Consider the following 22457-nt stretch of genomic DNA (forward strand, 5'->3'; position numbering starts at 1 on the left):
CGAAAAAGCGCCATCTTGACAGTCCGCCGCCTCCTCTGCTAAATTTTTCGGCGTTGAGTGACAGGGTTAGGCGCGTAGCTCAGGGGGAGAGCACTACCTTGACGCGGTAGGGGTCAGCGGTTCAAATCCGCTCGCGCCTACCATTTTTATTTGCTATCCTTGCGGGGCGAGCGGCTCTCAAGTGGGAGGAGAGCGCTCGACGAGAGGACATGGCGAGGATGTGAAGCGGAGATGGGGATTTGGGTTCGTCTTCCTGGGAAGGACACCGTTGAAGTCCCCTCGGGGTTGACGGCGGGCGAGGCGATCGCTCATGCCGATGGAGAAGTGGCCAAGCGCGCGTTGGTCGCTCGCGTCAACGGGCAGCTCGTGGATCTGGCGCATCGTCCCGAGGAAGGAAGCGTCGTCGAACCCGTGTTGATCGGTACGCCGGAAGCATTGGAGGTCTATCGTCATTCGACGGCGCACCTTCTGGCAGCGGCCGTGTTGGAGCTTTTCCCGGGCACGCTGCTGGGGATCGGGCCAGCGACCGACGAGGGATTCTTCTACGATTTCCTCCGCTCGGAGCGCTTCACCCCCGAAGATCTCGAGCGCATCGAGGCGAAGATGCGCGAGCTGATCGAGCGCAATATCCCTTACGAGCGGATCGAGATCCCCAAGGAGGAAGCCCTTCGCTTCTTCGCGCAAGCTGGGGATTATCTGAAGTGCGAGCTGATCACCGACAAAGGGGGAGAGGTCGTCAGTTGCTACAAGCTCGGCGAGCACATGATCGACTTCTGCACGGGGCCGCATATCCCCTCGACCGGCTACATCAAGGCCTTCAAGCTGCTCAGCCTGGCCGGTGCGTATTGGCGCGGCGATGAGCGCGGTCCGCAAATGCAACGTATCTACGGGACCTCGTTCTTCACCGAGGAGGAGCTGCAGGAGTTCCTCCGCCGTCGCGAGGAAGCCGAGCGGCGCGATCATCGCAAGCTCGGTCGCGAGCTGGATCTCTTCAGCATCCAGGAGGACTATGGCCCCGGACTGATCTTCTGGCATCCCAAGGGGGGGATCATCCGCAAGGAGATCGAGGATTTCCTCAAGGAGGAGCTGCTGCGACGCGGCTATGGACTCGTCTACACGCCGCATATCGCGCAATACCGACTCTGGCAGCAATCCGGCCACACGGAGTTCTATCGCGAATCCATGTACGCGCCGATGCGCCTCGATGAGGTCGAGTACCAACTCAAACCGATGAACTGCCCGTTCCACATCGGCATCTACGCCTCGCGGCCGCGCAGCTATCGGGAGCTGCCGATGCGGTTAGCCGAATTTGGGACGGTCTATCGCTACGAGCGCAGTGGCGTGCTCCATGGGCTCTTGCGGGTGCGCGGCTTCACGCAAGATGATGCGCACATCTTCTGCACGCCGGAGACGCTCAAGCAAGAGATCATGGGCTGCCTCGATCTGGCCCAGCTTGTCTATCGCACATTCGGCTTCGCGTACACGGTTGAACTCTCGGTGCGCGATCCCAACGAGCCCGACAAGTATATGGGAGGCGACGAGCGATGGACCTGGGCCGAACGGACGCTCGCTGAAGCGTTAGAGGAGATGGACTTCACTTACACCGTGATCGAGGGGGAAGCGGCCTTCTATGGACCGAAGATCGACATCAAGGTCGTGGACGCCATTGGCCGCCAGTGGCAATTGGGGACGATCCAATTGGACTTCAATCTCCCGGAGCGCTTCGACCTGGAATATGTGGGCGAGGACAACCGGCCGCATCGCCCGATCATGATTCATCGCGCCATCTTGGGGTCGCTCGAGCGATTCTTCGGCATCTTGATCGAACACTACGCCGGAGCGTTCCCCCTGTGGCTCGCTCCGGTGCAGGCGATCGTTCTGCCGATCACGGACAAGCAGAACGACTACGCGCGAGCCGTTCAGGAGCGATTGCGGGCGGCCGGACTCCGCGTGGACGTCGACTTGCGCGGGGAGAAGATCGGCGCGAAGATTCGCCAAGCTCAATTGCAAAAAATTCCCTTCATGCTCGTCGTCGGCGCTCGTGAGGTCGAGACGGAGACCGTCTCGGTCCGCGAACGCGGTCGCGGAGACACGGGAGCCGTGCCGGTCGCGGCATTTCTGGAGCGCGCGCTCCATCTCATCCGCACGCGCGCCGTGGAGCTGGAAACGACGAGTCCGCAGATCGGCGATGTTCACCCCACACCTGCGAGGGCGTGACTCCCACATCTCCCCGAATGGGCATCTCGGGCGATCCTCGCGATCGCGCCGAGCCCCTCGGACCTTCGTCGAGAGACCATGAAAGGCCCACACACTCTGCGCTATCGCGTCAACGAACGCATCCGGGCTGAGCGCGTCCGGGTCATTGATGAGAATGGGCAGCAGATCGGCATCATGAGCGTGCGGGAGGCATTGGCGCTGGCTCGCGAGCGCGACCTGGATCTGGTCGAGGTCGCGCCGCATGCCGATCCACCGGTCTGCCGCATCATTGACTACGGCAAGTATCTCTACGAGCAGAAGAAGAAGGCGCAAGAGGCCAAGAAGCGACAGACGATCATCACCGTCAAAGAGATCAAGCTCCGCCCGGCCACCGATGACCACGACTATGAGTTCAAGATGCGGAACGCACAACGCATTTTGAGCGAAGGCGATAAGGTGAAAGCCATCGTTCACTTTCGCGGGCGCGAGATCGTTCACAAGGACCTCGGCGAGCAGATCCTGCAGCGGCTGATCAACGATCTCACGCCGATTGCCATCGTCGAATCCCCTCCGCGCTTGGAGGGGAATAATCTCGTGGCCGTCTTCGCGCCGAAGAAACATCATAAGTCGTGAGGGCGCGCGTCCGAAAAGGAGACACGACGCCCGACGAGGAGGAGACATGCCGAAGTTGAAGACACATAAAGGGGCATACAAGCGATTTCGCCTCACGGCGACAGGGAAGATCAAACGCGGCCATTCGCATGCTCGTCACTTGTTGACGAAGAAACCCCCAAAGCGCAAGATGCGACTGGATCGGGACACCTACGTGGACCCGACCGATGCCAAGCGCGTTAAGCGCTTACTCCCATACGGTCGGCCGTGAGGTTCCGATCGAAAGGAGAGCACGATCATGCCACGAGTCAAACGCGGCCATAAGCGGGTTGAACGTCGCAAGAAATATCTTCGTCTGGCGAAGGGCTACTGGGGCGCCAAAAGCCGCCTCCACCGATACGCGAAGGAGGCAGTGCAGCGCGCTTGGAAGTTCGCCTACATTGGGCGACGCTTGAAGAAGCGGGACTTTCGCCGCCTCTGGATCGTGCGCATCAATGCGGCGGCGCGCCAGAACGGCTTGAATTACACGCAATTCATGCATGGCCTGAAGCTGGCGGGCGTCGCTCTGGATCGAAAGGTGCTGGCCGATTTGGCCGTCCGCGATGCGGCGGCTTTCGCCGAATTGGCTGGCGTCGCCAAGGCAGCTCTCGCTGCCCGGACGACCTAGCGCGCTGTCCGCGGTCGGGAGGCTGAGCATGCGCGAACGCGTGGAGCAAGTTCGCGCTCAACTGCGCGAGGAATTGGCGCGGGTCGCTGATCTTGCAGCTCTGGGCCGCCTCCGCGATCGGTATCTCGGGCGAAAGAGTGGCCTCATCACGCAGCTCATCAAGGAGCTGGGGGCGCTCCCGCCCGAAGAGCGGCGAGAGCTTGGCCATTTGATCAATGAGCTGAAGGAAGAAGCCGAAGCGGCGCTGGAACAGCTCCGTCTTCAACTCGAAGAACGAGCTGAAGCCGAGCGCTTCGAGCGCGAACGTTTGGACATCACGCTGCCGGGATTGCGTCCCGTCTTCGGCGCTCGCCATCCGATCACCCTCATTCGCGAGCGGATCGAGGATATCTTCGTCTCGATGGGGTATTCGGTGGAGAGCGGGCCCGAGGTCGAGACGAGCTATTACAACTTCGACGCGCTCAACATCCCGCTGGGCCATCCGGCTCGCGAAGCGCAGGACACGTTCTATTTGAGCGAGGATCTCGCCTTGCGAACGCAGACCTCGACCGTACAAATCCGAGCTCTCGAGCGGCGACGTCCTCCTTTGCGCATCATCGCCCCGGGAAAGGTCTTCCGCCGCGATACGCCGGATCCGACGCACAATCCGATGTTCTTCCAAGTCGAGGGACTGGCCCTCGACCATGAGATCACGCTGGGTGACCTGAAGGGGACGTTGCAGGAATTCGTTCGGCGGATGTTCGGCCCGCAGGTGCGGACGCGCTTTCGCCCGAGCTATTTCCCCTTCACTGAACCGAGTGCGGAGGTGGATTTCAGTTGCTTCGTCTGTGACGGCGCTGGCTGTCGCATCTGCAAAGGAGCGGGCTGGATCGAACTCGGTGGCTGCGGCATGGTGCATCCGCGCGTGTTGCGCGGCGCGGGCGTGGATCCGGAAGAATTCACCGGATTCGCCTTCGGCTTGGGCTTAGACCGCATGGCCGCCCTCATGTATGGCCTCGATGACATTCGGCTCCTCTATGAGAACGACGTGCGGTTCCTCGAACAATTCGGCTTCTAGCGCAGCGCGAGGCGACGACTCGCGAAGCGCGCCATCTTCATTGCGAGAGCGCACGGGAGCATGAGAGTCAGCTACCGGTGGTTGAAAGAATTGGTGGATTTCGAGCTTTCGCCGCGCGAGTTGGCTGAGAAGCTCACGATGGTGGGATTGGCGGTGGATCGCGTGGAAGAGGTGGATGGGGATGCGCTCTTGGAGCTGGATGTGACGTCGAATCGTCCCGATTGCTTGTCGCACCTTGGGGTAGCGCGCGAGATCGCCGTCCTCTGTGGCACGAGCGCGCGATATCCGGAGACGCATCTGGAGGAGGACGAGGAGGAGACGGCACGTGTCACTTCGGTCGAAATTCGCGATCCCGATCTTTGCCCGCGATACGTCGCGCGCGTGATTCGAGGCGTGCGCGTCGGCCCATCGCCGCGCTGGGTCGTGGAACGATTGGAGCGGCTCGGCCAACGGAGCATTAATAACGTCGCGGACATCACGAATCTGGTTCTTCTGGAACTCGGGCATCCGCTTCATGCGTTCGATCTGGAGAAACTCGTCGGACGGCAGATCATCGTGCGGCGTGCACGCGCGGGGGAACGGCTGGTGACGCTGGATGGCGTGAAGCGCACGCTTCGGGACGATATGCTGGTGATCGCAGATGCCGTGCGTCCGGTCGCGTTGGCGGGCATTATGGGAGGCGAGGAAACGGGCGTCTCGGAGACGACGCGCGATGTGCTTCTGGAGAGCGCTTACTTCCATCCCCTCTCGATCCGACGCACGGCGCGTGCGCTCGGGATGAGCACGGAGGCTTCGTATCGCTTCGAGCGCGGCGCCGATTACGAGGCGCCACGCCGCGCGGCCGATCGCGCCGCTCGTCTCATCGTGGAAGTCGCCGGAGGACGCATCCTGCGGGGCGCCATCGATATCTACCCGAATCCGCTGTCGCGCACGACAGTACGACTGCGCCGCCAACGGCTGCGACGGATCTTGGGGGTGGACGTGCCGTGGGATGAAGCCGTGCGCCTCCTTCGAGCGCTCGGCTTTCATATCGAGCGCGCCGATGGTGAGGAAGTGTGGGTGATCCCGCCGAGCTTTCGCGTGGATATTGATGGCGAAGACGATCTCGTCGAAGAGGTCGCGCGGCACATCGGCTATGACGCGATCCCCACGACGCTCCCCCAATGGAGAGGTTACGGAGAACTTCTACCGGGCGAAGAGAAACGGCGCGCGCTGCGCGCGATCCTCTCGGCCTTCGGCTTCAGCGAAGCCATCACTTTCAGCTTCGTCCCCGAGTCATGGGATGCCCTCTTCCGAGAGGAGGAAGTGCGCGTTTGTCGGTTGCGAAATCCCATTGATGAGACGCGGGCGCAATTGCGGACGAGTTTGCTGCCGGGACTCCTCGAATCGCTCCTGCACAACATCCATCACGGCGTCCGCTCGGTGCGCCTTTACGAAATCGGCACATGCTTCATCGCGATGGAGGATGGCCAACGCCCGATTGAGCGCGAGCAGTTGGGACTGGTGGCGACTGGGCTCTTCAATGAGCGCGCATGGCAGGATCATCATCGCCCATTCGGCTTCTACGAGATGAAGGGCGTTGTGGAAGCTCTTCTCGAAAAGCTTCGGGTGCGTCGCGTCGCCTTCGAGAGGTCCCCGCGAGAGTACTTGCATCCGGGCCAATCGGCGCGCCTCCTGGTGGACGGTGAACCCATCGGAGATTTCGGTCAGCTCCATCCGCGCGTCGCCGCCCTCTTCAAGTTCAAGCAACCGGTCTTCGTCGCCGAGCTGGATCTGGAGAAGCTCCTTCGGAAAGAGGGCGAAGCGATTCGGTATCGCTCTCTACCGCGCTTGCCGACCGTCGTTCGCGATTTCTCGCTGCTTGTCCCACGCGAGGTCGCATATGCCGAGATCGAGCGCGGCATCGCGGAGCTGGGCATTCCGGAGATCGTCGAGGTGCGCCTCTTCGACGTCTATACGGGACCGAACGTCCCGGCGGACAAGCGCTCGCTTTCGATCAGCGTTCGCTTGCGCGCGGAGGATCGAACGCTGACTGAGGAAGAGATCGCCGCCATTCAGGCGCGGTTGCTCGCCCATTTGCGGGAGCGCTTTCGCATCGAGCTGCGGTCGTGATCGGCGCTCGCGCGAGCAAAAAGGAGTTGCCAGATCGTGTCCATCGGAGTAGAATACAGCTCAGCCGTTTGTCAGGCGGAGGGATGATCGTGGCGGGATTGAGCGGTCTGGAAAAGTTCGCGCACCTGGAAGATAAGATCTATCGCGCGATCGAGCAATTCAAAGCCCTGCGGCAAGAGAAGGAGGCTCTGGAGAAGGAAGTGGCGACTCTGCGCCGAGAGATGAGCGCGCTGCTGGCGGAGAAGGATCGGCTGGAAGCTCAAGTGGAACGCCTGTTGACCGAACGCGATGCCATCAAGCTCAAGATCGAAGCGATGCTGGAAGCTCTCTCGGTCTTAGAGCAGGAGATGGTGGATTCCCTGCGATGAGGAGCGAACCGGAGCCTATGGAGACGACACGCACACAGACGGTGAAGGTCGAGATCTACAATCAGACCTACAATCTGCGTGCCGACGGCAACGCCGAATACATCCAGCAATTGGCGGCGTATGTGGATCGGCACATGCGGGAGATCGCTTCGAAGACCCTCACGGTAGATTCCCTGAAGGTCGCGATCCTGGCCGCGTTGCTGATCGCCGACGAGCTGCATCAGATGAAGCAGCGCTATGAGCAGTTAGACGCGCAATTGGCACAGCGCAGCGCGGAAGCGGGTGAGTTGCTCGACCAGGTGCTCAGGAGCTATCGCTCCAGCGACCGCCGGACGGGCGACATCTCGGACGCCGCCGAACTCCGGAATCCTTGAGCGTCCTCAAGCTCTGTGGCGATCCGTACGGCGGAGCTCGTTGGCCGATAAAGATGATCGTCTCCGCCGCTTCAGGTGTCCTCTTCACAAGGCCCCACGCGCGCTCTCCTCAAGGCACAGGCTTCGAGTATAATCATGTGTTGTCATGCAGAGAGAGATTGCGATCGGAGGGTGGGCGCTCTCGTGAAGGGCATACAAGGCCACGACATTGAGAACCTCTTCGGGGTTTCTTCGAGCACGAGATGGCATGGGGAGTTCGCCCACCCGAATGCTCACTCTAGGAGGACGTCGGTATGATCATGAACGATCTCTTCCGGGTGAAAGTCGGACTGGCCGAAATGCTCAAGGGGGGTGTCATCATGGATGTGACCAACGCCGAACAGGCGCGCATCGCGGAAGAAGCGGGGGCCGTCGCCGTGATGGCGCTCGAACGCGTGCCCGCAGACATTCGCGCCGAAGGGGGCGTAGCGCGCATGGCTTCGATCAAGCGGATCCGCGAGATCATGGAAGCCGTCTCCATCCCCGTGATGGCGAAAGTGCGCATCGGCCATTTCGTCGAAGCCCAGATCCTACAGGAACTGGGCGTGGACTTCATCGACGAGAGCGAAGTGCTGACGCCCGCCGATGAAGAGCATCACATTGACAAGCATCAATTCAAAGTCCCCTTCGTCTGCGGAGCGCGCGATTTGGGCGAAGCCTTGCGTCGCATCGGCGAAGGCGCGGCCATGATCCGGACGAAGGGGGAGGCCGGCTCGGGGAACATCGTCGAGGCCGTTCGCCATCTGCGGAGCGTGATGGACGCGATCCGTCGCTTGACGGTCTTGCCCAAGGAAGAGTTGATGGCCGAGAGCAAACGCTTGGGCGCGCCCTATGAGTTGGTCTGTTGGGTCGCTGAGCATGGTCGCCTGCCGGTGCCCAACTTCGCGGCCGGGGGAATCGCCACGCCGGCCGACGCCGCGCTCTGCATGCAACTGGGCGCGGAAGCTGTCTTCGTCGGCTCCGGAATCTTCAAATCGGAGGATCCAGCGCGACGGGCGCGCGCCATCGTCAAGGCGGTGACGTACTACAACGACCCCCAGAAGCTCCTGGAAGCGAGCGAAGAGCTGGGCGAGCCGATGCGCGGCCTGGATGTATCTCGCTTGGCCAAGGAAGAGCTTCTGCAAACGCGCGGATGGTGAGAGCGACGATGAAGATCGGTGTCCTAGCCGTTCAAGGTGACTTCGCCGCTCATGAACGTGTCTTGGAACGGCTCGGCGCGCCTTGGTGTGAGGTCCGACATCCTGAGCAACTGCGCGAGATCTCGGGCCTGATCCTCCCAGGGGGCGAGAGCACGACGATGTTGAAGTTCCTGCTGGAGGAAGGATTTTGGGAACCGCTTCAGGAGCTGGCTCGTCGTGGCGGCGCGTTCTTCGGCACATGCGCGGGCGCGATCCTGCTGGCGCGGGAGGTCACCAATCCGCGCCAGCCTTCACTCGGCTTCCTCGACATCTCTGTGCAGCGGAATGCCTATGGCCGCCAAATCAACAGCTTCGTGGATCGCGCGCTCAGCCCCGCCTTCGGCCCCCCTCCCCTGGAGATGGTCTATATTCGGGCACCGATCATCACCCGCGTCGGACCAAATGTCGAGGTGCTCGCCGAACACGGCGGCCATCCTGTGCTCGTCCAGCAGGGACGTTGTCTGGCCGCTACTTTTCATCCCGAATTGACCGACGACCTGCGCATTCACCGACGATTCTTACAATTGGTCGAAGCCGCGTCCGCGCGATAAGGGCGACGCCTCCTCCCGATGGAGGTCTTTCCCTTCACCTTGACAGGCCAAGAGGTGATCGCGATAATACGGCTCTTCGTATGCGCAGGAGCCGGTCAATAAATCCGCGACAGCAGTGCGTATGGCTGTCCGACGGCCTCTCTAATCGCCTCAAGACCGAAATCACCACGATCGCTTTGAAACTCGGACACTCTTTCTCGGAGATCGCGTTGGCTCGGCGATTCTGCGTCGGTCGTCCGCCGATCTACGGCGTCTCCCCTAGCCACATTCGGAGCGCGAACGGAAACTGTCCCTGATATGAACGGCGATCCCGCCCCTTGGTCGCGGGGGAAGCACGCGATGAAGGGCAGACGATGAGGATCAACGACGAGCATCGAGAGGAAACCGCCCGAATCGTTCAATCTGCTCATGCGCTTCGGAGAGACTTCGGACCCGCTGCCGGAATCTTCGCCTGGCTCCGACAGGCTTCGCCCGAGCAGCGTCGAGCGCTTGTGGCCGCCTGCCTCGGATGGATGCTCGACAGCATGGACGTCATGCTCTATGCGATGGTCTTGGCACACCTCATGCGCGACCTGCAGATGACCCCTTCGCAGGCGGGCCTGCTGGGATCGCTCACCCTCCTCTCCTCGGCCGTTGGAGGAATTCTCTTCGGTCTTCTTGCGGACCGCGTCGGCCGGACGAAGGCGATGATGGCCAGCATCCTGATCTACTCCTTCTTCACGGCGGCCTGTGGCCTGGCGCAGAACATCGCGCAATTGGCCGTCTTCCGCATCTTGCTCGGATTGGGCATGGGCGGAGAATGGGCAACGGGAGCCGCACTTGTTTCCGAGACCTGGCCGCCCGAACACCGCGGAAAGGCGTTAGGAATTGTCCAAAGCTCTTGGGCTATTGGTTACGCACTCGCTGCTGCAATCACGGCCCTCATTCTTCCTCGATACGGATGGCGCGCCGTCTTCTTCTTCGGCATCCTGCCGGCATTGCTGACTTTTTGGATTCGACGCTCCGTCGAAGAACCAGCATTGTGGAAGAGCGCGCAGCGAGAACAGGCGCTTGCGAAGGCGTCGGCTCCTCGCATCGTCGAACTCTTTCGCAAAAGGTTCCTGCGACATACCCTCACAACGACGCTCATGAACACCAGTTCGATGTTCGCCTGGTGGGGGCTGTTCACATGGATTCCAGCATATCTGGCGCTTCCCCCGGATAAAGGGGGAGCGGGCCTGAGCATCGTGCAGACTTCCACCTGGGTGATTCTCATGCAGGTCGGCATGTGGCTTGGTTATGTGACCTTCGGCTTCATCAGCGATTGGGTGGGACGGCGCCCCACGTACCTCATTTACTTTCTCACAGCAGCAGCGCTAGTCCCCATCTACGGAGGAACGCGGCATCCGCTGTCGCTGCTTTTGCTGGGTCCGGCCGTCGCGTTCTTCGGGACGGGATACTTCAGCGGATTCGGCGCGATCACGGCTGAACTGTTCCCGACGCGGATTCGAGCTACGGCGCAAGGTTTCACGTATAACTTCGGGCGCGGAGTGAGCGCGCTCGCGCCCTTCGCCGTCGGACACTACGCTCAAGCGTATGGTCTGGGCGTCGCATTCTCGCTCACGACCATCGCGTTTCTGATCGCCGCCGCCTTCGCCTTGGTCCTTCCGGAAACGAAAGCTCGAACGCTCGAGTGAACGGAGGGAACGATCCGATCGGCGAAGAGGATGCGTCGAACCCGAGTTCGGCATCGCGAATCCGGATGGGGCAGCCTCGGCCTGCAAGTTGCGAAAGATGATCTCGCGCATTATGCTTCATGCCGAATATTGGAGAGCGTCGGGCGTGGACGTGACCCATCGGGCAATGGGAACGCGATCCGATGGATCCGGAGGGAAGAGCGAGGCGTGAGGTTTGGTGCCTATGATGGCCAGACGTTCATCGGCGTGGCGAGCCTTTCTGCGAATACCTCCACCTTGAGCGGAGGCGCGCGAGGCGGAACGCGTCGCTCGATGAGCAGCGTGAACCTTGTAAAACGCGAGGAGGGGCGGAGGCGCGGGCGTCCCCTCGCGATCTTCTCCTGGGAGAATTGAAGCTGGAGGCGCGGATGTTGCGAATCGGCGTAGATACCGGAGGGACGTTCACGGATTTCATCCTCGTGCGCGATGGTGCGCTCGTGACCCTGAAAGTGCCTTCGACGCCGAAGCAGCCCGAACAGGCCGTGCTCCTGGGGGTACAAGAGCTGCTGGGCGAAGCGGACACGGCGGTCGAGTTGGTGCACGGGACGACCGTGGGGACCAACGCGCTGCTCGAACGCAAGGGAGCCCGCACGGCCTTGCTCACGACTGAAGGGTTCGAGGATGTCTTGGAGATCGGCCGGCAGAATCGGCCTGGACTCTATCAGCTCACGGCGTCGCGTCCGAAGCCGCTCGTCCCGCGATCGCTTCGCTTCGGGGTGCGCGAGCGGGTGACCTCATCGGGAGAAGTACTCATTCCACTTGATCGAGAGCGCGTGCGCGAACTGCGCGCACGGCTGGCGGAGGAGGGCGTGGAGTCCATCGCTGTGTGCTACCTCTTCGCCTTTCTGGAACCGAAGCACGAGCGGGAGACGGCCGAGTTATTGACCGAGCTTGGCGTGCCCATCTCGCTCTCGCACGAGATCCTGCCGGAATTTCGCGAATACGAGCGGACTTCGACGACCGTCATCAACGCCTATTTGGCGCCACTCATGAGCCGTTACATTTCGCGTTTGGAAGAAGGAGTGGCCGAGCTGGGCAAAGCGCGCTCCACTCGCCGCTTCGCGCTTCGCATCATGCAATCGAATGGCGGCTCGATCTCAGCGCGCGCGGCGGCACAGCAACCGGTGCGCACTGTGCTCTCCGGTCCCGCTGGAGGCGTGGTGGGCGCTTTCGCCGTCGCGCAATTGGCTGGGTTCTCGCGGATCATCACCTTCGACATGGGGGGAACTTCGACCGACGTCAGTCTCGTGGAGGGCGCGATTCAGACGACGCATGAGGCCCGCATCGCCGAATTGCCCATCGGCATTCCGGTGATTGACATCCACACGGTCGGCGCGGGAGGCGGATCCATCGCCCGCGTGGATGAAGGCGGAGCGTTGCGCGTCGGCCCAGAGAGCGCAGGAGCAGATCCAGGCCCGGTTTGCTACGGGCGAGGCGAAGAGCTCACCGTCACCGATGCGCATCTGCTATTGGGGCGATTGGATCCCGATCGGTTTCTCGGCGGCGCGATGCCTCTACATCTCGCGCGCACGGTTGAATACTTCCAAGCTTTTCGCCAGCGGTTCCCGCGTCCGGCTTCGGAGATCGAGATCGCCCTGGGGATCCTCGATGTCGCCAACGCCAACATGGCGCGCGCCATCAAAGTCATCTCCATTGAGCGCGGCTACGATCCGCGCGATTTCGTCCTCGTCGCTTTCGGCGGTGCTGGTGGATTGCATGCGTGCGATCTCGCCGAGATGCTCTCGATCCCGCGCGTCTTAGTGCCGCCGCATCCCGGATTGCTCTCGGCGCTCGGCGTCTTGCTCTCGGATGTGTTGAAGGATTACTCGCAAACGGTCATGCTCTCGCAAGGGGAGATCGAGCCAGAGCGATTGGAGGCGATGTTCGCACGTTTGGAAGAGCGCGCCCGCGCCGATCTTCAGGCCGAAGGATTCCCGCCCGATCGCATCCTCCTCTCGCGCTTCGTGGACGTGCGATACGCCGGACAAGCGTTCGAGCTTTCCTTGCCATTCACGCGCGAATTCATTGCGGACTTCCATCGCGCGCACGAGCGCCGCTACGGCTACGCCGACCCGATGCGGCGCATCGAACTGGTCACCGTGCGCGTGAGGGGTTGTGGGATTACGGAGAAACCGGCCTGTCGTCCGAAAGCTCGCGACCCGAGGCCGATCGAACCCGTGGCGCGTCGCTCCGTCCATTTCCGCGAAGGAAATGCCCTGATCGCGCGAGAGACGCCGTTTTACTGGCGCGAGGCACTCACTCCAGGCGCGACGATCTTCGGACCGGCCATCATCCTGGAGTACAGCGCGACGACGGTCATCCCCCTGGGATGGCGCGCCGATGTGGACGAGTACGAGAACCTGATCCTCTCGCGGGAGGGCTGAGGATGGCTTTCGATCCGATCAAGCTGGAGATCTTCAAATCGCTCTTCATCTCGATCGCCGAGGAGATGGGGATCACGCTGCGGCGCACGGCCTTCTCGCCCAACATCAAAGAGCGGCGCGACTACTCGTGCGCCATCTTCGATGGCAAGGGACGTCTGGTCGCTCAAGGCGATCACATGCCGGTCCATCTCGGCTCCATGCCGATGTCGGTGCGCAAGGCCATCGAGGCCGTCACGCTTGAACCCGGAGATGTGGTGGCGCTCAACGACCCCTATGAAGGAGGGACGCATCTGCCTGACGTGACGCTGGTGTCGGCCGTCTATGTCGGCGAGCGACCGTTCTTTTACGTCGCGAATCGCGCGCATCACGCGGACATCGGCGGCATGTCCGCCGGCTCGATGCCGCTCTCGACCGAGATCTTTCAGGAAGGCCTGCGCATCCCACCGATCAAACTCTACGAGAGAGGGCAGCTCAACACATCGGTCATGCGCTTGATCCTCGCCAATGTGCGGACGCCAGTCGAACGCGAGGGCGATCTCACGGCGCAATTGGCCGCCAATCGCACGGGCGAGCGACGATTGCGCGAGATGATAGCGAAATACGGCGAGGAGGAAGTCGCCTTTTACATGCGCGAGTTATACGCCTACGCCGAACGCATGGTGCGCGCGCGTTTGGCGATGATCCCCGACGGCGACTACGTGGCTGAGGAATATTTGGATGACGATGGGATCACCGACGCGCCCGTACCGATTCGCGTCAGGATCTCTATTCGGGGAGACTCGGCCCTCGTGGATTTCACCGGCTCGGCTCCGCAAACGCGCGGGAACGTGAACGCCGTCTATGCCATCACGCTCTCGGCGGTGTACTACGTCTTCCGCGCGATCACCGGAGGTGACATTCCGGCGAATGCGGGCGTATTGGCTCCCATCACGGTCACCGCGCCAGAAGGAACGGTTGTGAATGCGGTCTTCCCTGCTCCGGTCGCCGCCGGTAATGTCGAGACCTCGCAGCGATTGGTGGACGTGTTGTTGAAAGCGTTAGCGCCGGCCTTGCCCGAGATCATCCCAGCCGCGAGCAGCGGCACCATGAACAACCTCACTCTCGGTGGGATTGACCCACGTACCGGCGCCCCCTTCGCGTATTACGAGACGATCGCTGGCGGGATGGGCGCGAGTCCGCAAAGCGACGGCGACAGCGGCGTACACACGCACATGACGAACTCGCTGAACACGCCCATTGAGGCGCTCGAATACGCTTTGCCCGTGCGCGTCCGCCGTTACAGTCTGCGCCCGGGTTCTGGTGGGCGCGGCCGACATCGCGGCGGGGATGGGATCATTCGCGAGATCGAATTCCTCACCGATGCCGAAGTGGCCATCCTCTCCGAGCGAAGGCGTTTCGCTCCTTATGGGCTGCACGGCGGAGAGCCTGGCCGACCTGGAGAGAACATCCTGGTCTCCGATGGCGTCGAACACCGACTGCCTGGGAAGGTCAATCTCCGCGTGAGAAAGGGCGATGTGATCTCCATCCGAACCCCTGGCGGCGGAGGATGGGGACCTCCCGGTGATCTCCCCGCAGAAGAAGCCTCCTGAAGCGAAGAGCCCGTTGGGGAGAGCGATTCATTTTGGCTCTCCAGCCATGCCGTGTACCAGAGGCTGGCGAGCATATGAGCGGCAGCGGCCAATCGCTCGGCAGCGAAGCGTCGAGCCTCCGCGTGCGTCGAGCCCGGAGCGAATCCCCCTTCGCGATCCAGCTCATAGAGCCGTTCGACGAGCGCATGCGATTCCCGCAGGTAACGCATCGTCTCTTCCAAGAGCGGACCGAGCCGACGCGGCGGAGTGAGCAACGGCCTCACGTCGGCCTCGCGAACGGCAGCATTGACGAAATCGTTCTCGAAACGGAGATGGATTCCTCGTTCGGTCGTATATCCGCGCGGGTTCGGCGCGAAGGCTGTATTCCATCCGTCGTAATGAACCGTCGTATGATGCGGCTGCGCACCGTCGGCCACGAAGTGACCGAGCACGCCGGCGATGAAGATGATGTTCTGCTCAATCTGACGGCGCTCGACGCGCTGACGCGCTGTGCGCCGCGGAGCTTGCCGCCAGAGGCGAAATTGCCCGCGCAAGAGTTCCGTCAGCTCGACGATACGATAGGGAAGAAAGCCAATGCTCGCCGGCGTCACACCATCGCGAATGATCCCTCGTTCGACGAGCCTTTGCACGAATTGATCCCGATCAGGAGGGAGCGTCCCTCCGGGCACGCGTTCGAGATTGATGAAGTGATCGGGAGCGTTCACGGCATTGAGCGCCGGCTCCTTCGGCGATCGCCATCGGTCGGGATCGTAGCCGAGATATTCCAGCTCCCACACGGCACGCCGAAAGAAAAGGGGCATGTCGCGAGGGAGCGATTGCGCCGCCAGCCGATTGACCATTCGATGGCCCTTCTCCCCCCACCCCAAAGCATACGGTGCGCTCAAGAATACAATTGCCAGAGCGCTGACGATTTGACTTCCACGCATCATCGGTTCTCCTCCTCGCGAGGACGCGCTGCGCGCTTCCCCGCTCGCTTTTGCTCAACGGGATATCGGCTCTCCTCATGAGCGAAAGCGCTTTTCGCGCTCCAGAAGGAAGGCACGGTCACCCCCGGATCGAATTCCTCAAGGGAGGGCGATGACGCGCACATCGCGGATGGCCGGAATACGACGAATCTCGGCCAGCACGTCATCCGAGACGGGAGAATCCACAGTGAGCACGCCGATGGCCATCCCTTCAGCGCCGCCACGCGCGAGCGCGAAATTTCCAATATTCACCTGTGCCTCGCCCAAGAGCGTTCCGATGCGCCCGATGACCCCAGGCACATCCTCGTTGCGAACGAGCAGCATATGAGGCGCTAGCGGGATCTCCAAGCTCACGCCGTCAATAGAGACGAGCCGCAGATTCCCCTGGTGCAGCACCGCCCCTTCGACCCAATCCACATGTCCTTCGGCGTCGCGCAATTGCACGCTGATCAGATTCGCATAACTGCGCGCGCGATTGCTCCGCGTCTCGATGATCTCGATATCGCGCTCTTCAGCCTTCGCCCGCGCGTTGATGAGGTTCACATCTTCATCGAGCATCTGCCGCAGGACGCCGCAGAGGATGGCGTTGGAGATGGGATAGACGTTGAAGTGGGTTAGCTCGCCGTAATATCGAATGCCAACCTCGCTCGGACGCACGCGTGCGATTTGAGCGACGAAGGCGCCGAGCTTCTCCCCAAGCTCCAAGAAAGGCGCTAGCCGCTGCCGCTCTTCGGGTGAGAGCGCAGGGAAGTTCACGGCGTTCCGAATAACTCCAGATTGCAGATACTCCCGCACTTGAAGGACGATCTCTAATCCGACCTGTTCTTGCGCCTCGATCGTCGAAGCCCCAACATGAGGCGTCGCTAGCACGCGCGGATGCTCCAAAAGCCGACGATTCCGTGGAGGCTCCTCGGCGAAGACATCCAGGCCCGCTCCCGCGATTCGTCCCGAATCGAGGCCCTCGAGCAGTGCTTCTTCATCCACCAGCTCGCCGCGCGCCGTGTTGATGAGGATCACGCCGGGCTTCATGCGCGCGATGGTCTCGCGATGGATCATCCCCCGCGTCGCGCGCGTGAGCGAGGCGTGCAGCGAGATGACGTCGGACGTGGCAAGCAATTCTTCCAGCGGGACGAGCCGCACGTCCAGCTCCTGCGCGATTCGCTCCGCGATGAAAGGATCGTGAGCGATCACCGTCATACCGAATGCCTTGGCGCGCTTGGCCACTTCTTGACCGACCTTCCCGAGCCCGATGAGGCCGAGCGTCTTCCCCTTGAGCTCCCGCCCGAGAAACAACCCTCGCTCCCACTCCCCGCGCTTCACCGACTCGTTGGCCTTCACGATGTGGCGCACCAGGGCGAGGATCAAGCCGAAAGTGTGCTCGGCGACGCTCACGCTGTTGCCTCCTGGCGTGTTCATCACGAGGATGCCGCGCGCCGTCGCCTCCTCCAGATCAATGTTGTCCACGCCTGCGCCCGCGCGCCCGATCACCTTCAAGCGCTTCGCCGCGCGAAGCACGCGCGCCGTCAATCGCGTCTGGCTCCGAACGATCACGGCCTCGTAGGCCCCGATGATCGCCTCCATCTCCGCTGGCGTCAGCGCCGGGCGCACGTCCACGTTCCAGCCGGTCTCTCTCAAAACCTCGATGCCGGAAGGAGCGATCGGTTCCACCACCAGAATGTTCACGCTCTCGCCCTCCGAATTGGGAGCATTATGCCGTCGGGGTGCACGAAGCGTCAAGGCGCTCCCCGTCGAAGTTTCACGATCGTCTCAACATGAAACGTCTGCGGGAAGAGATCGAACACCACGATCGAGGAGATCGCGTAGCCACTGGCAAGCAAGAGCTTCAGATCGCGCGCGAGCGCCGCCGGATGGCACGAGACGTAGGTGATGCGCTCGGGCGCGACGCGCACGAGCGCGCGGATGAGCGAGCGGGAGAGCCCCGCCCGCGGAGGATCGAGCACGGCGAGATCCACCGATCCCAGCCGCCCTCCGTTCCGCGCAAGCCACGTCTCGGCGCGCTCGCGCTCGAACCGGCAATTCGTCACGCCATTCTCACGCGCATTTCGACGCGCGAACCACACCGCGCGGGCATCGTGCTCCACACCGATGACCTCGGCGAAGCGCCGCCCGAGCGGCAGCGTGAAGAAGCCCACGCCACAGAAGAGATCGAGCGCCCGCTCTCCCTCTTCCCCCTCCGTGACCGCATGCACGAGATCCGCGAGCAAGAATCGGTTCGCCTGAAAGAACGTTCGCGCATCGAAGGTATAGGCGAACGCGCCCACCGACCACGAGACCACCGTCCGCTCATCCGAGGGATGGATGGCCACGCGCCCGTCTTCCCCTTGAGCGAGATCGAGCGCGCGCACACCTCGGAAGCGCTCCGGCGCCTCGCTCGATAAGTTGCTCAAGGCGACGTTCAACGCCGGGCTGAGCAGCGGACATTCCGCGATCGGACACATCTCATGTGATGCTGGCCGATAGTATCCGATCTCCACGCCCCTTTCTGAGACGCGCACCTTCAATTGCGCGCGGAGCCGATAGTGGAACTCTTCCGAAGCGATGACGGGGAGTGCCTCCGTCCAAACGACGCCGCCAATACGTTCGAGCGATTCTCGAACGAACGCCGCCTTAGCCCGCTGCTGAGCCGCGTACTGAAGATGCTGGAGCTGACAGCCCCCGCACGTCCCGTAGTACGGGCACGGCGGATCGCGCCGATCGGCTGAAGCCTCCATCAACCGCACGATTCGCGCCCGTGCGAAATCAGCGCGCTCTTCGACGATCTCCACAAGCGCCCGATCTCCTGGTGCGGCATAGGGGATGAGCAGAACTCGCCCTTCATGGCGCGCCAACCCGACGCCGCCATACACGATGCGTTCGACGGTGACCTCGACCACGCTTTCCCTCTCGAGCGAGAGAGCATTCAAGCTTCAACGCCCGGACCGATGTCCTTCCGCTCGAACACCCAAACCGCCAGCACGAGCATGACCGCGGCATAATCGGCCAAGTGAAGGAAGAGCATTCCCATCGCAGGAGCGTCCTGCGGTTGCCCGATCAGCATTCCAAAGAGGGAATCGAGTCGCTCCGTCGCCGGGAAGGGGTATCCCAAGAGCGCGCGCGTGCGCTCGGATACCTCCCCCACCACCGGACGAAGGAGAGACACAAGCAGCGCGACGAACGAATCCCCGTAGTAGACGATGAGCGCCAGTGCCGCCGCGATCCACGCCGAAGTCAAGATCGAGAAGAAGAAGGCTGTGCTGAGCAGCACGAGCGCGAGCAACACGCGCCCCAACAAAATCCACGCGTGCGCTCGATTGATCTCTCCCCCCAAGGCGTAAGCGAGTCCGAGGAAGAGGAGGGCGAAGATCGCCCACGCGAGTAACAGGGAGAGCGCGCATCCCAGATAGCTCCCCACCACATAAGCCCATCGGGGGATGGGTTTGGAGAGCACGCTCAGGATCGTCCCATCCCGCAGATCCGCGCGCACGAGCGTCGCTCCCAGGACGAGCGCGATGAAATTCCCGAACCCGCCCGCCAGAAGAGCGAACAGCAGCATCGCGCCCTCGGCCCGGACAAGAGGCGAGGTCTCTTCTCTGAGAGCGACAGCGATCCCAACGCTCGTGAGCGCCAAAACGACGAGCCCAAGGAGGAGGACGGCGAGGATCATTTTGCTCGCCATCGCGCGCCGCACAGTCAGCCACGCTTGGACGAACAGCCCGTTCATGAGTCCTTCGAAGGCACGAGATGCCGACCCGTGAGCTCGAGGAAGACTTCCTCCAATGTGTGCGTGGTCGGGAGATAGGCCTTCAGTACCCCTCCATTGCCTCTCACGAGATCCACGACCTGTTGCGCAAGCGATTCCTCGCTCACGAACGTCCGAAACTCTCCTCCAGCCAGCTCGACGTTCACGCCGAGAGCGCGCAGATGATCGAGCGTCGAAGATTCGACCTGGGCAAATCGGATCTCATACCCGCGATCTCGGCCAATGATCTCCTTCAGCGGTCCTTCCCGCACGATTCGTCCGCGATCCACAATGGCCACGCGATCGCAAATGGCTTCGACCTCCGAGAGGATATGCGAGCACAGGAATACCGTGGCGCCCCTGGCCCTGTACTGTGACAGCAGCTCGCGCACCATGCGCCGTCCGCGTGGATCGAGGCCGGAGGTCGGCTCATCGAGGATGAGCAGCTCGGGATCGTTCAAGAGCGCTTGAACTAAGCCCAAGCATTGGCGCATGCCACGCGAATATCTGCCGATCGGCAGGACGCGCGCTGACCAGAGATCGAAGTCTTTGAGGAGCCGTTCGATGCGCGTCCGCCGCTCAGCAGTCGGGAGGCGAAAGAAACGCCCGAAGACGTCAAGAAGACGCGGAGCCGTGAATGCGGCGTAGAGCGCATATCCCTCCGGGAGATAGCCGATCCGACGTCGCGCCGCGACGGCCCCAGCCGGATGGCCGAGGACAAAGGCGCGTCCTCTCGTCGGTTTGAGGAATCCCATCAGGAGATTGAGCGTCGTCGTCTTCCCTGCTCCGTTCGGGCCGAGGAAGGCGAAGATCTCTCCGCGCCGCACCTCGAACGTCAGATCGGCGACCGCTTCGACGCTTCGCCGACGGAGCGTCCCGGTGACGAAACGTTTTGTGAGAGCCTCCGCTCGAATGACAACGTCGCTCATCGCGCGTCTTCCTCCCGAATCTCGCGGACGATGGTCTCGATCTTCGTTCCGACGCCGCCCATGTAGCCCATCTCCTGCTTGAAGATGCGTCCTTCTGGGTCCACGACATAAAGAGTAGGCAACACGCGAACGTGATACCGTTTGGCGACTTCCCCATCCACGTCAAGGAGCACCGGAAACGGCAGCCGCGCCTGTTCGACATAGTGGCGGACCTGCGCCGGATCCTCTTGAACGTTCACGCAGAGGATCACCAGCTCAGGAAATCGCCCGCGATTCTTCTCCCACCACGAGCGGAGGTCAGCATGTTTGGCCCGACAAGGCCCACACCATGTCGCCCAGAAATCGAGGATGACGATCTTCCCACGTAGTTCTTCGAGCGCAATGCGCGCGCCATCGAGGTCGGGGAGGGTGAAAGTGGGAGCCGGCTTTCCCTCCGAAAGCTCTTCGGGCGCTCGTTTTCCGAACTCGGAGAACTTAACGCGGTACTGCAAAAGAGCGGAGGCGACCAGGAAGAGCCCGAGCAGAAAATAGGCGACCCACTGCCGCTCGATACCGACGAGCCGTGATCGCAGCATGGCTCTTCTCTCCCACGCTCGCCGTGAGCTGGTCGCTTCACTTCGCCGTCGGGCGATAGCGAGCGGCGATATGCTCCAAGCGTTCTTGGATCTCCTTCTCCGAGAGCCACCGCCCCCGCACCATGACGCCGGCCAATTGCTTCAGGTTCTCCAGGTTCGCGAGCGGATTCCCTTTGACGAGGATCAAATCGGCGCGCGCGCCGACCTCGATCGTCCCGAAGCGATCCTTGTGGCGGAAATACTCGCCCACGTTGCGCGTCGCCGTCTGCAGGATCTCATACGGCGTCAGCCCGCACTCGAGCAGCACGGGGATCTCCCGATGGATGGAGAAACCAGGGACGCTGAACTGCTGCGGCGCATCGGTCCCGAAGAGGATGCGCACACCCCCTCGATGCAGCGCTCGCAGGATCTCCTTGCGATTCGCAGCGATTCGCTCGGCTCGCTCCCGACTGTAATTTGGATTCTCCAGTCGCGCGCGATGGGCTCGAGTCCAATTCTCGACCATTTGCGGCGGCATGTAGCGCAGTTCCGAGTAGGCGAGCAGCACCTCTAAGGGGCGCGCTCCAATCAAGACCTCCCAAAGCGCCATCGTTGGGACGACCCAAGCGCCCGCTTCCCGCGTGCGCCGGACGATGTCTTCGAGCTTGGTGCGATCGAGCGGCCCCGTGTCCCCCTCCAGGTACTCGATGTAGCCGTCCAGATGGTCAATCGTCTCCTGGCCCATTTCGAGCGCGCGCACGAGGCCGACGGCCGCTGGGACATGCCCGACCCACCGCATGCCCACTTCGCGCGCTGTCCGCGCCATCGCCTCGTACTCCTCGAGGGTGAGCCCGGGATGGATTTTCAACAGATCCCACCCCTGCTGCTTTTGCTCGCGCACGCGCGCGATGGCCTCCTCTGGCGAATTGATCGAGGCGTCGCTGAAACTCGGTCCGGCCAGATAGAGCGTCGGCGAGAGAAGCTCCCCACGATTCGCTCGCTCGCGCAATTCCAACTGCCCAGGTGCGCCGAGCATCCCGCGCACCGTCGTGATACCGTTGGAGAGATAGAGAAACAGGACGGCTTCGAGATATTCCGGCGGCGCTTGCGGCGGGGGGATGTGCCCGTGCATCTCTCCTAAACCCGGTAACAGATAGTACCCGCGCCCCTCGATCCGTATGGCTCCCTCAGGGATCTTCACCCGCGCACTCGGACCGACTTCGACAATGCGATCTCCCCGAACGATGACCGTGTGGTCCTCCAAGATTCGCTCGGACGTCATCGGGATGACGTTCACATGGACAAAGGCGATCTCCGTCGCGCCTGACGATTGTCCGCCCATCGCGCCAAGAACAGGGGCGATCAAAAGACCTCCGGCGAGAACGATGGCCGTCATTCGGATCATCGTCGTTCCCCTCCTCCTGCGAA

Annotated in this window: 19 protein-coding genes and 1 tRNA gene; 14 read left to right on the forward strand and 6 right to left on the reverse strand. The window is 62.2% G+C overall.

Annotated elements, in window-relative coordinates; translation table 11 throughout:
- The first annotated feature begins 68 nt into the window (after positions 1–68).
- The 14 genes from NZ746_09280 (at position 69) to NZ746_09345 (ending at position 14842) form a co-directional block, all read left to right on the forward strand.
- Positions 69–143 (forward strand) — tRNA-Val (locus NZ746_09280).
- 88 nt (positions 144–231) lie between these two features.
- Positions 232–2217: a threonine--tRNA ligase gene (gene thrS / locus NZ746_09285; GenBank protein ID MCS6817560.1), complete on the forward strand. Its 1986-nt coding sequence runs from the start codon at positions 232–234 to the stop codon at positions 2215–2217.
- Between the two features lie 78 nt (positions 2218–2295).
- Entirely contained in the window at positions 2296–2829 is a 534-nt protein-coding gene (infC, locus tag NZ746_09290) for a translation initiation factor IF-3 (GenBank protein MCS6817561.1), read from the forward strand.
- A 46-nt stretch (positions 2830–2875) separates the two neighbouring features.
- A complete protein-coding gene (gene rpmI, locus NZ746_09295) occupies positions 2876–3079 on the forward strand; it encodes a 50S ribosomal protein L35 (GenBank protein MCS6817562.1) in 204 nt (67 codons plus the stop codon).
- A gap of 27 nt (positions 3080–3106) precedes the next feature.
- The gene (gene rplT / locus NZ746_09300) at positions 3107–3475 is read left to right on the forward strand and encodes a 50S ribosomal protein L20 (GenBank protein ID MCS6817563.1); all 369 of its coding nucleotides are present in this window, start codon (positions 3107–3109) and stop codon (positions 3473–3475) included.
- Between the two features lie 28 nt (positions 3476–3503).
- Positions 3504–4532 (forward strand): phenylalanine--tRNA ligase subunit alpha, encoded by a 1029-nt coding sequence (gene pheS, locus NZ746_09305; GenBank protein ID MCS6817564.1) that lies wholly within the window; start codon positions 3504–3506, stop codon positions 4530–4532.
- 60 nt (positions 4533–4592) lie between these two features.
- A complete protein-coding gene (gene pheT / locus NZ746_09310; GenBank protein MCS6817565.1) occupies positions 4593–6644 on the forward strand; it encodes a phenylalanine--tRNA ligase subunit beta in 2052 nt (683 codons plus the stop codon).
- Positions 6645–6727: 83 nt separating this feature from the next.
- Positions 6728–7012, forward strand: a complete 285-nt coding sequence (gene zapB, locus NZ746_09315; protein MCS6817566.1) for a cell division protein ZapB — start codon at positions 6728–6730, stop codon at positions 7010–7012.
- 17 nt (positions 7013–7029) lie between these two features.
- On the forward strand, positions 7030–7386 hold the full coding sequence (locus tag NZ746_09320) for a cell division protein ZapA (protein ID MCS6817567.1): 357 nt from the start codon (positions 7030–7032) through the stop codon (positions 7384–7386).
- Positions 7387–7679: 293 nt separating this feature from the next.
- Positions 7680–8564 carry a pyridoxal 5'-phosphate synthase lyase subunit PdxS gene (pdxS, locus tag NZ746_09325; GenBank protein ID MCS6817568.1) on the forward strand — a complete coding sequence of 295 codons (885 nt, stop codon included), beginning with the start codon at positions 7680–7682 and terminating at the stop codon, positions 8562–8564.
- Between the two features lie 8 nt (positions 8565–8572).
- On the forward strand, positions 8573–9154 hold the full coding sequence (pdxT, locus tag NZ746_09330) for a pyridoxal 5'-phosphate synthase glutaminase subunit PdxT (GenBank protein MCS6817569.1): 582 nt from the start codon (positions 8573–8575) through the stop codon (positions 9152–9154).
- Positions 9155–9507: 353 nt separating this feature from the next.
- Positions 9508–10830 carry an MFS transporter gene (locus NZ746_09335; protein MCS6817570.1) on the forward strand — a complete coding sequence of 441 codons (1323 nt, stop codon included), beginning with the start codon at positions 9508–9510 and terminating at the stop codon, positions 10828–10830.
- Positions 10831–11237: 407 nt separating this feature from the next.
- Positions 11238–13253, forward strand: coding sequence for a hydantoinase/oxoprolinase family protein (locus NZ746_09340; protein ID MCS6817571.1), 2016 nt, complete (start codon positions 11238–11240; stop codon positions 13251–13253).
- Positions 13254–13255: 2 nt separating this feature from the next.
- Positions 13256–14842 (forward strand): hydantoinase B/oxoprolinase family protein, encoded by a 1587-nt coding sequence (locus tag NZ746_09345; GenBank protein ID MCS6817572.1) that lies wholly within the window; start codon positions 13256–13258, stop codon positions 14840–14842.
- Between the two features lie 1064 nt (positions 14843–15906).
- Here the strand turns inward: NZ746_09345 and serA are convergent.
- Genes serA through NZ746_09375 form a run of 6 tightly spaced genes read right to left on the reverse strand, consistent with a single transcriptional unit; the run spans position 15907 to position 22434 of the window.
- A complete protein-coding gene (gene serA, locus NZ746_09350) occupies positions 15907–17490 on the reverse strand; it encodes a phosphoglycerate dehydrogenase (GenBank protein ID MCS6817573.1) in 1584 nt (527 codons plus the stop codon).
- Between the two features lie 50 nt (positions 17491–17540).
- Positions 17541–18701 carry a class I SAM-dependent RNA methyltransferase gene (locus tag NZ746_09355; GenBank protein ID MCS6817574.1) on the reverse strand — a complete coding sequence of 387 codons (1161 nt, stop codon included), beginning with the start codon at positions 18699–18701 and terminating at the stop codon, positions 17541–17543.
- 26 nt (positions 18702–18727) lie between these two features.
- A complete protein-coding gene (locus tag NZ746_09360) occupies positions 18728–19528 on the reverse strand; it encodes an ABC transporter permease (GenBank protein ID MCS6817575.1) in 801 nt (266 codons plus the stop codon).
- The gene (locus NZ746_09365) at positions 19525–20475 is read right to left on the reverse strand and encodes an ABC transporter ATP-binding protein (protein MCS6817576.1); all 951 of its coding nucleotides are present in this window, start codon (positions 20473–20475) and stop codon (positions 19525–19527) included. The genes NZ746_09360 and NZ746_09365 overlap by 4 nt, the downstream gene beginning before the upstream one ends.
- A complete protein-coding gene (locus NZ746_09370) occupies positions 20472–21050 on the reverse strand; it encodes a TlpA family protein disulfide reductase (GenBank protein MCS6817577.1) in 579 nt (192 codons plus the stop codon). The genes NZ746_09365 and NZ746_09370 overlap by 4 nt, the downstream gene beginning before the upstream one ends.
- 37 nt (positions 21051–21087) lie before the next feature.
- The gene (locus tag NZ746_09375) at positions 21088–22434 is read right to left on the reverse strand and encodes an amidohydrolase family protein (GenBank protein MCS6817578.1); all 1347 of its coding nucleotides are present in this window, start codon (positions 22432–22434) and stop codon (positions 21088–21090) included.
- Positions 22435–22457 lie beyond the last annotated feature (23 nt).

The sequence above is a fragment of the Blastocatellia bacterium genome, from assembly GCA_025055075.1.
Taxonomy (GTDB): domain Bacteria; phylum Acidobacteriota; class Blastocatellia; order HR10; family HR10; genus HR10.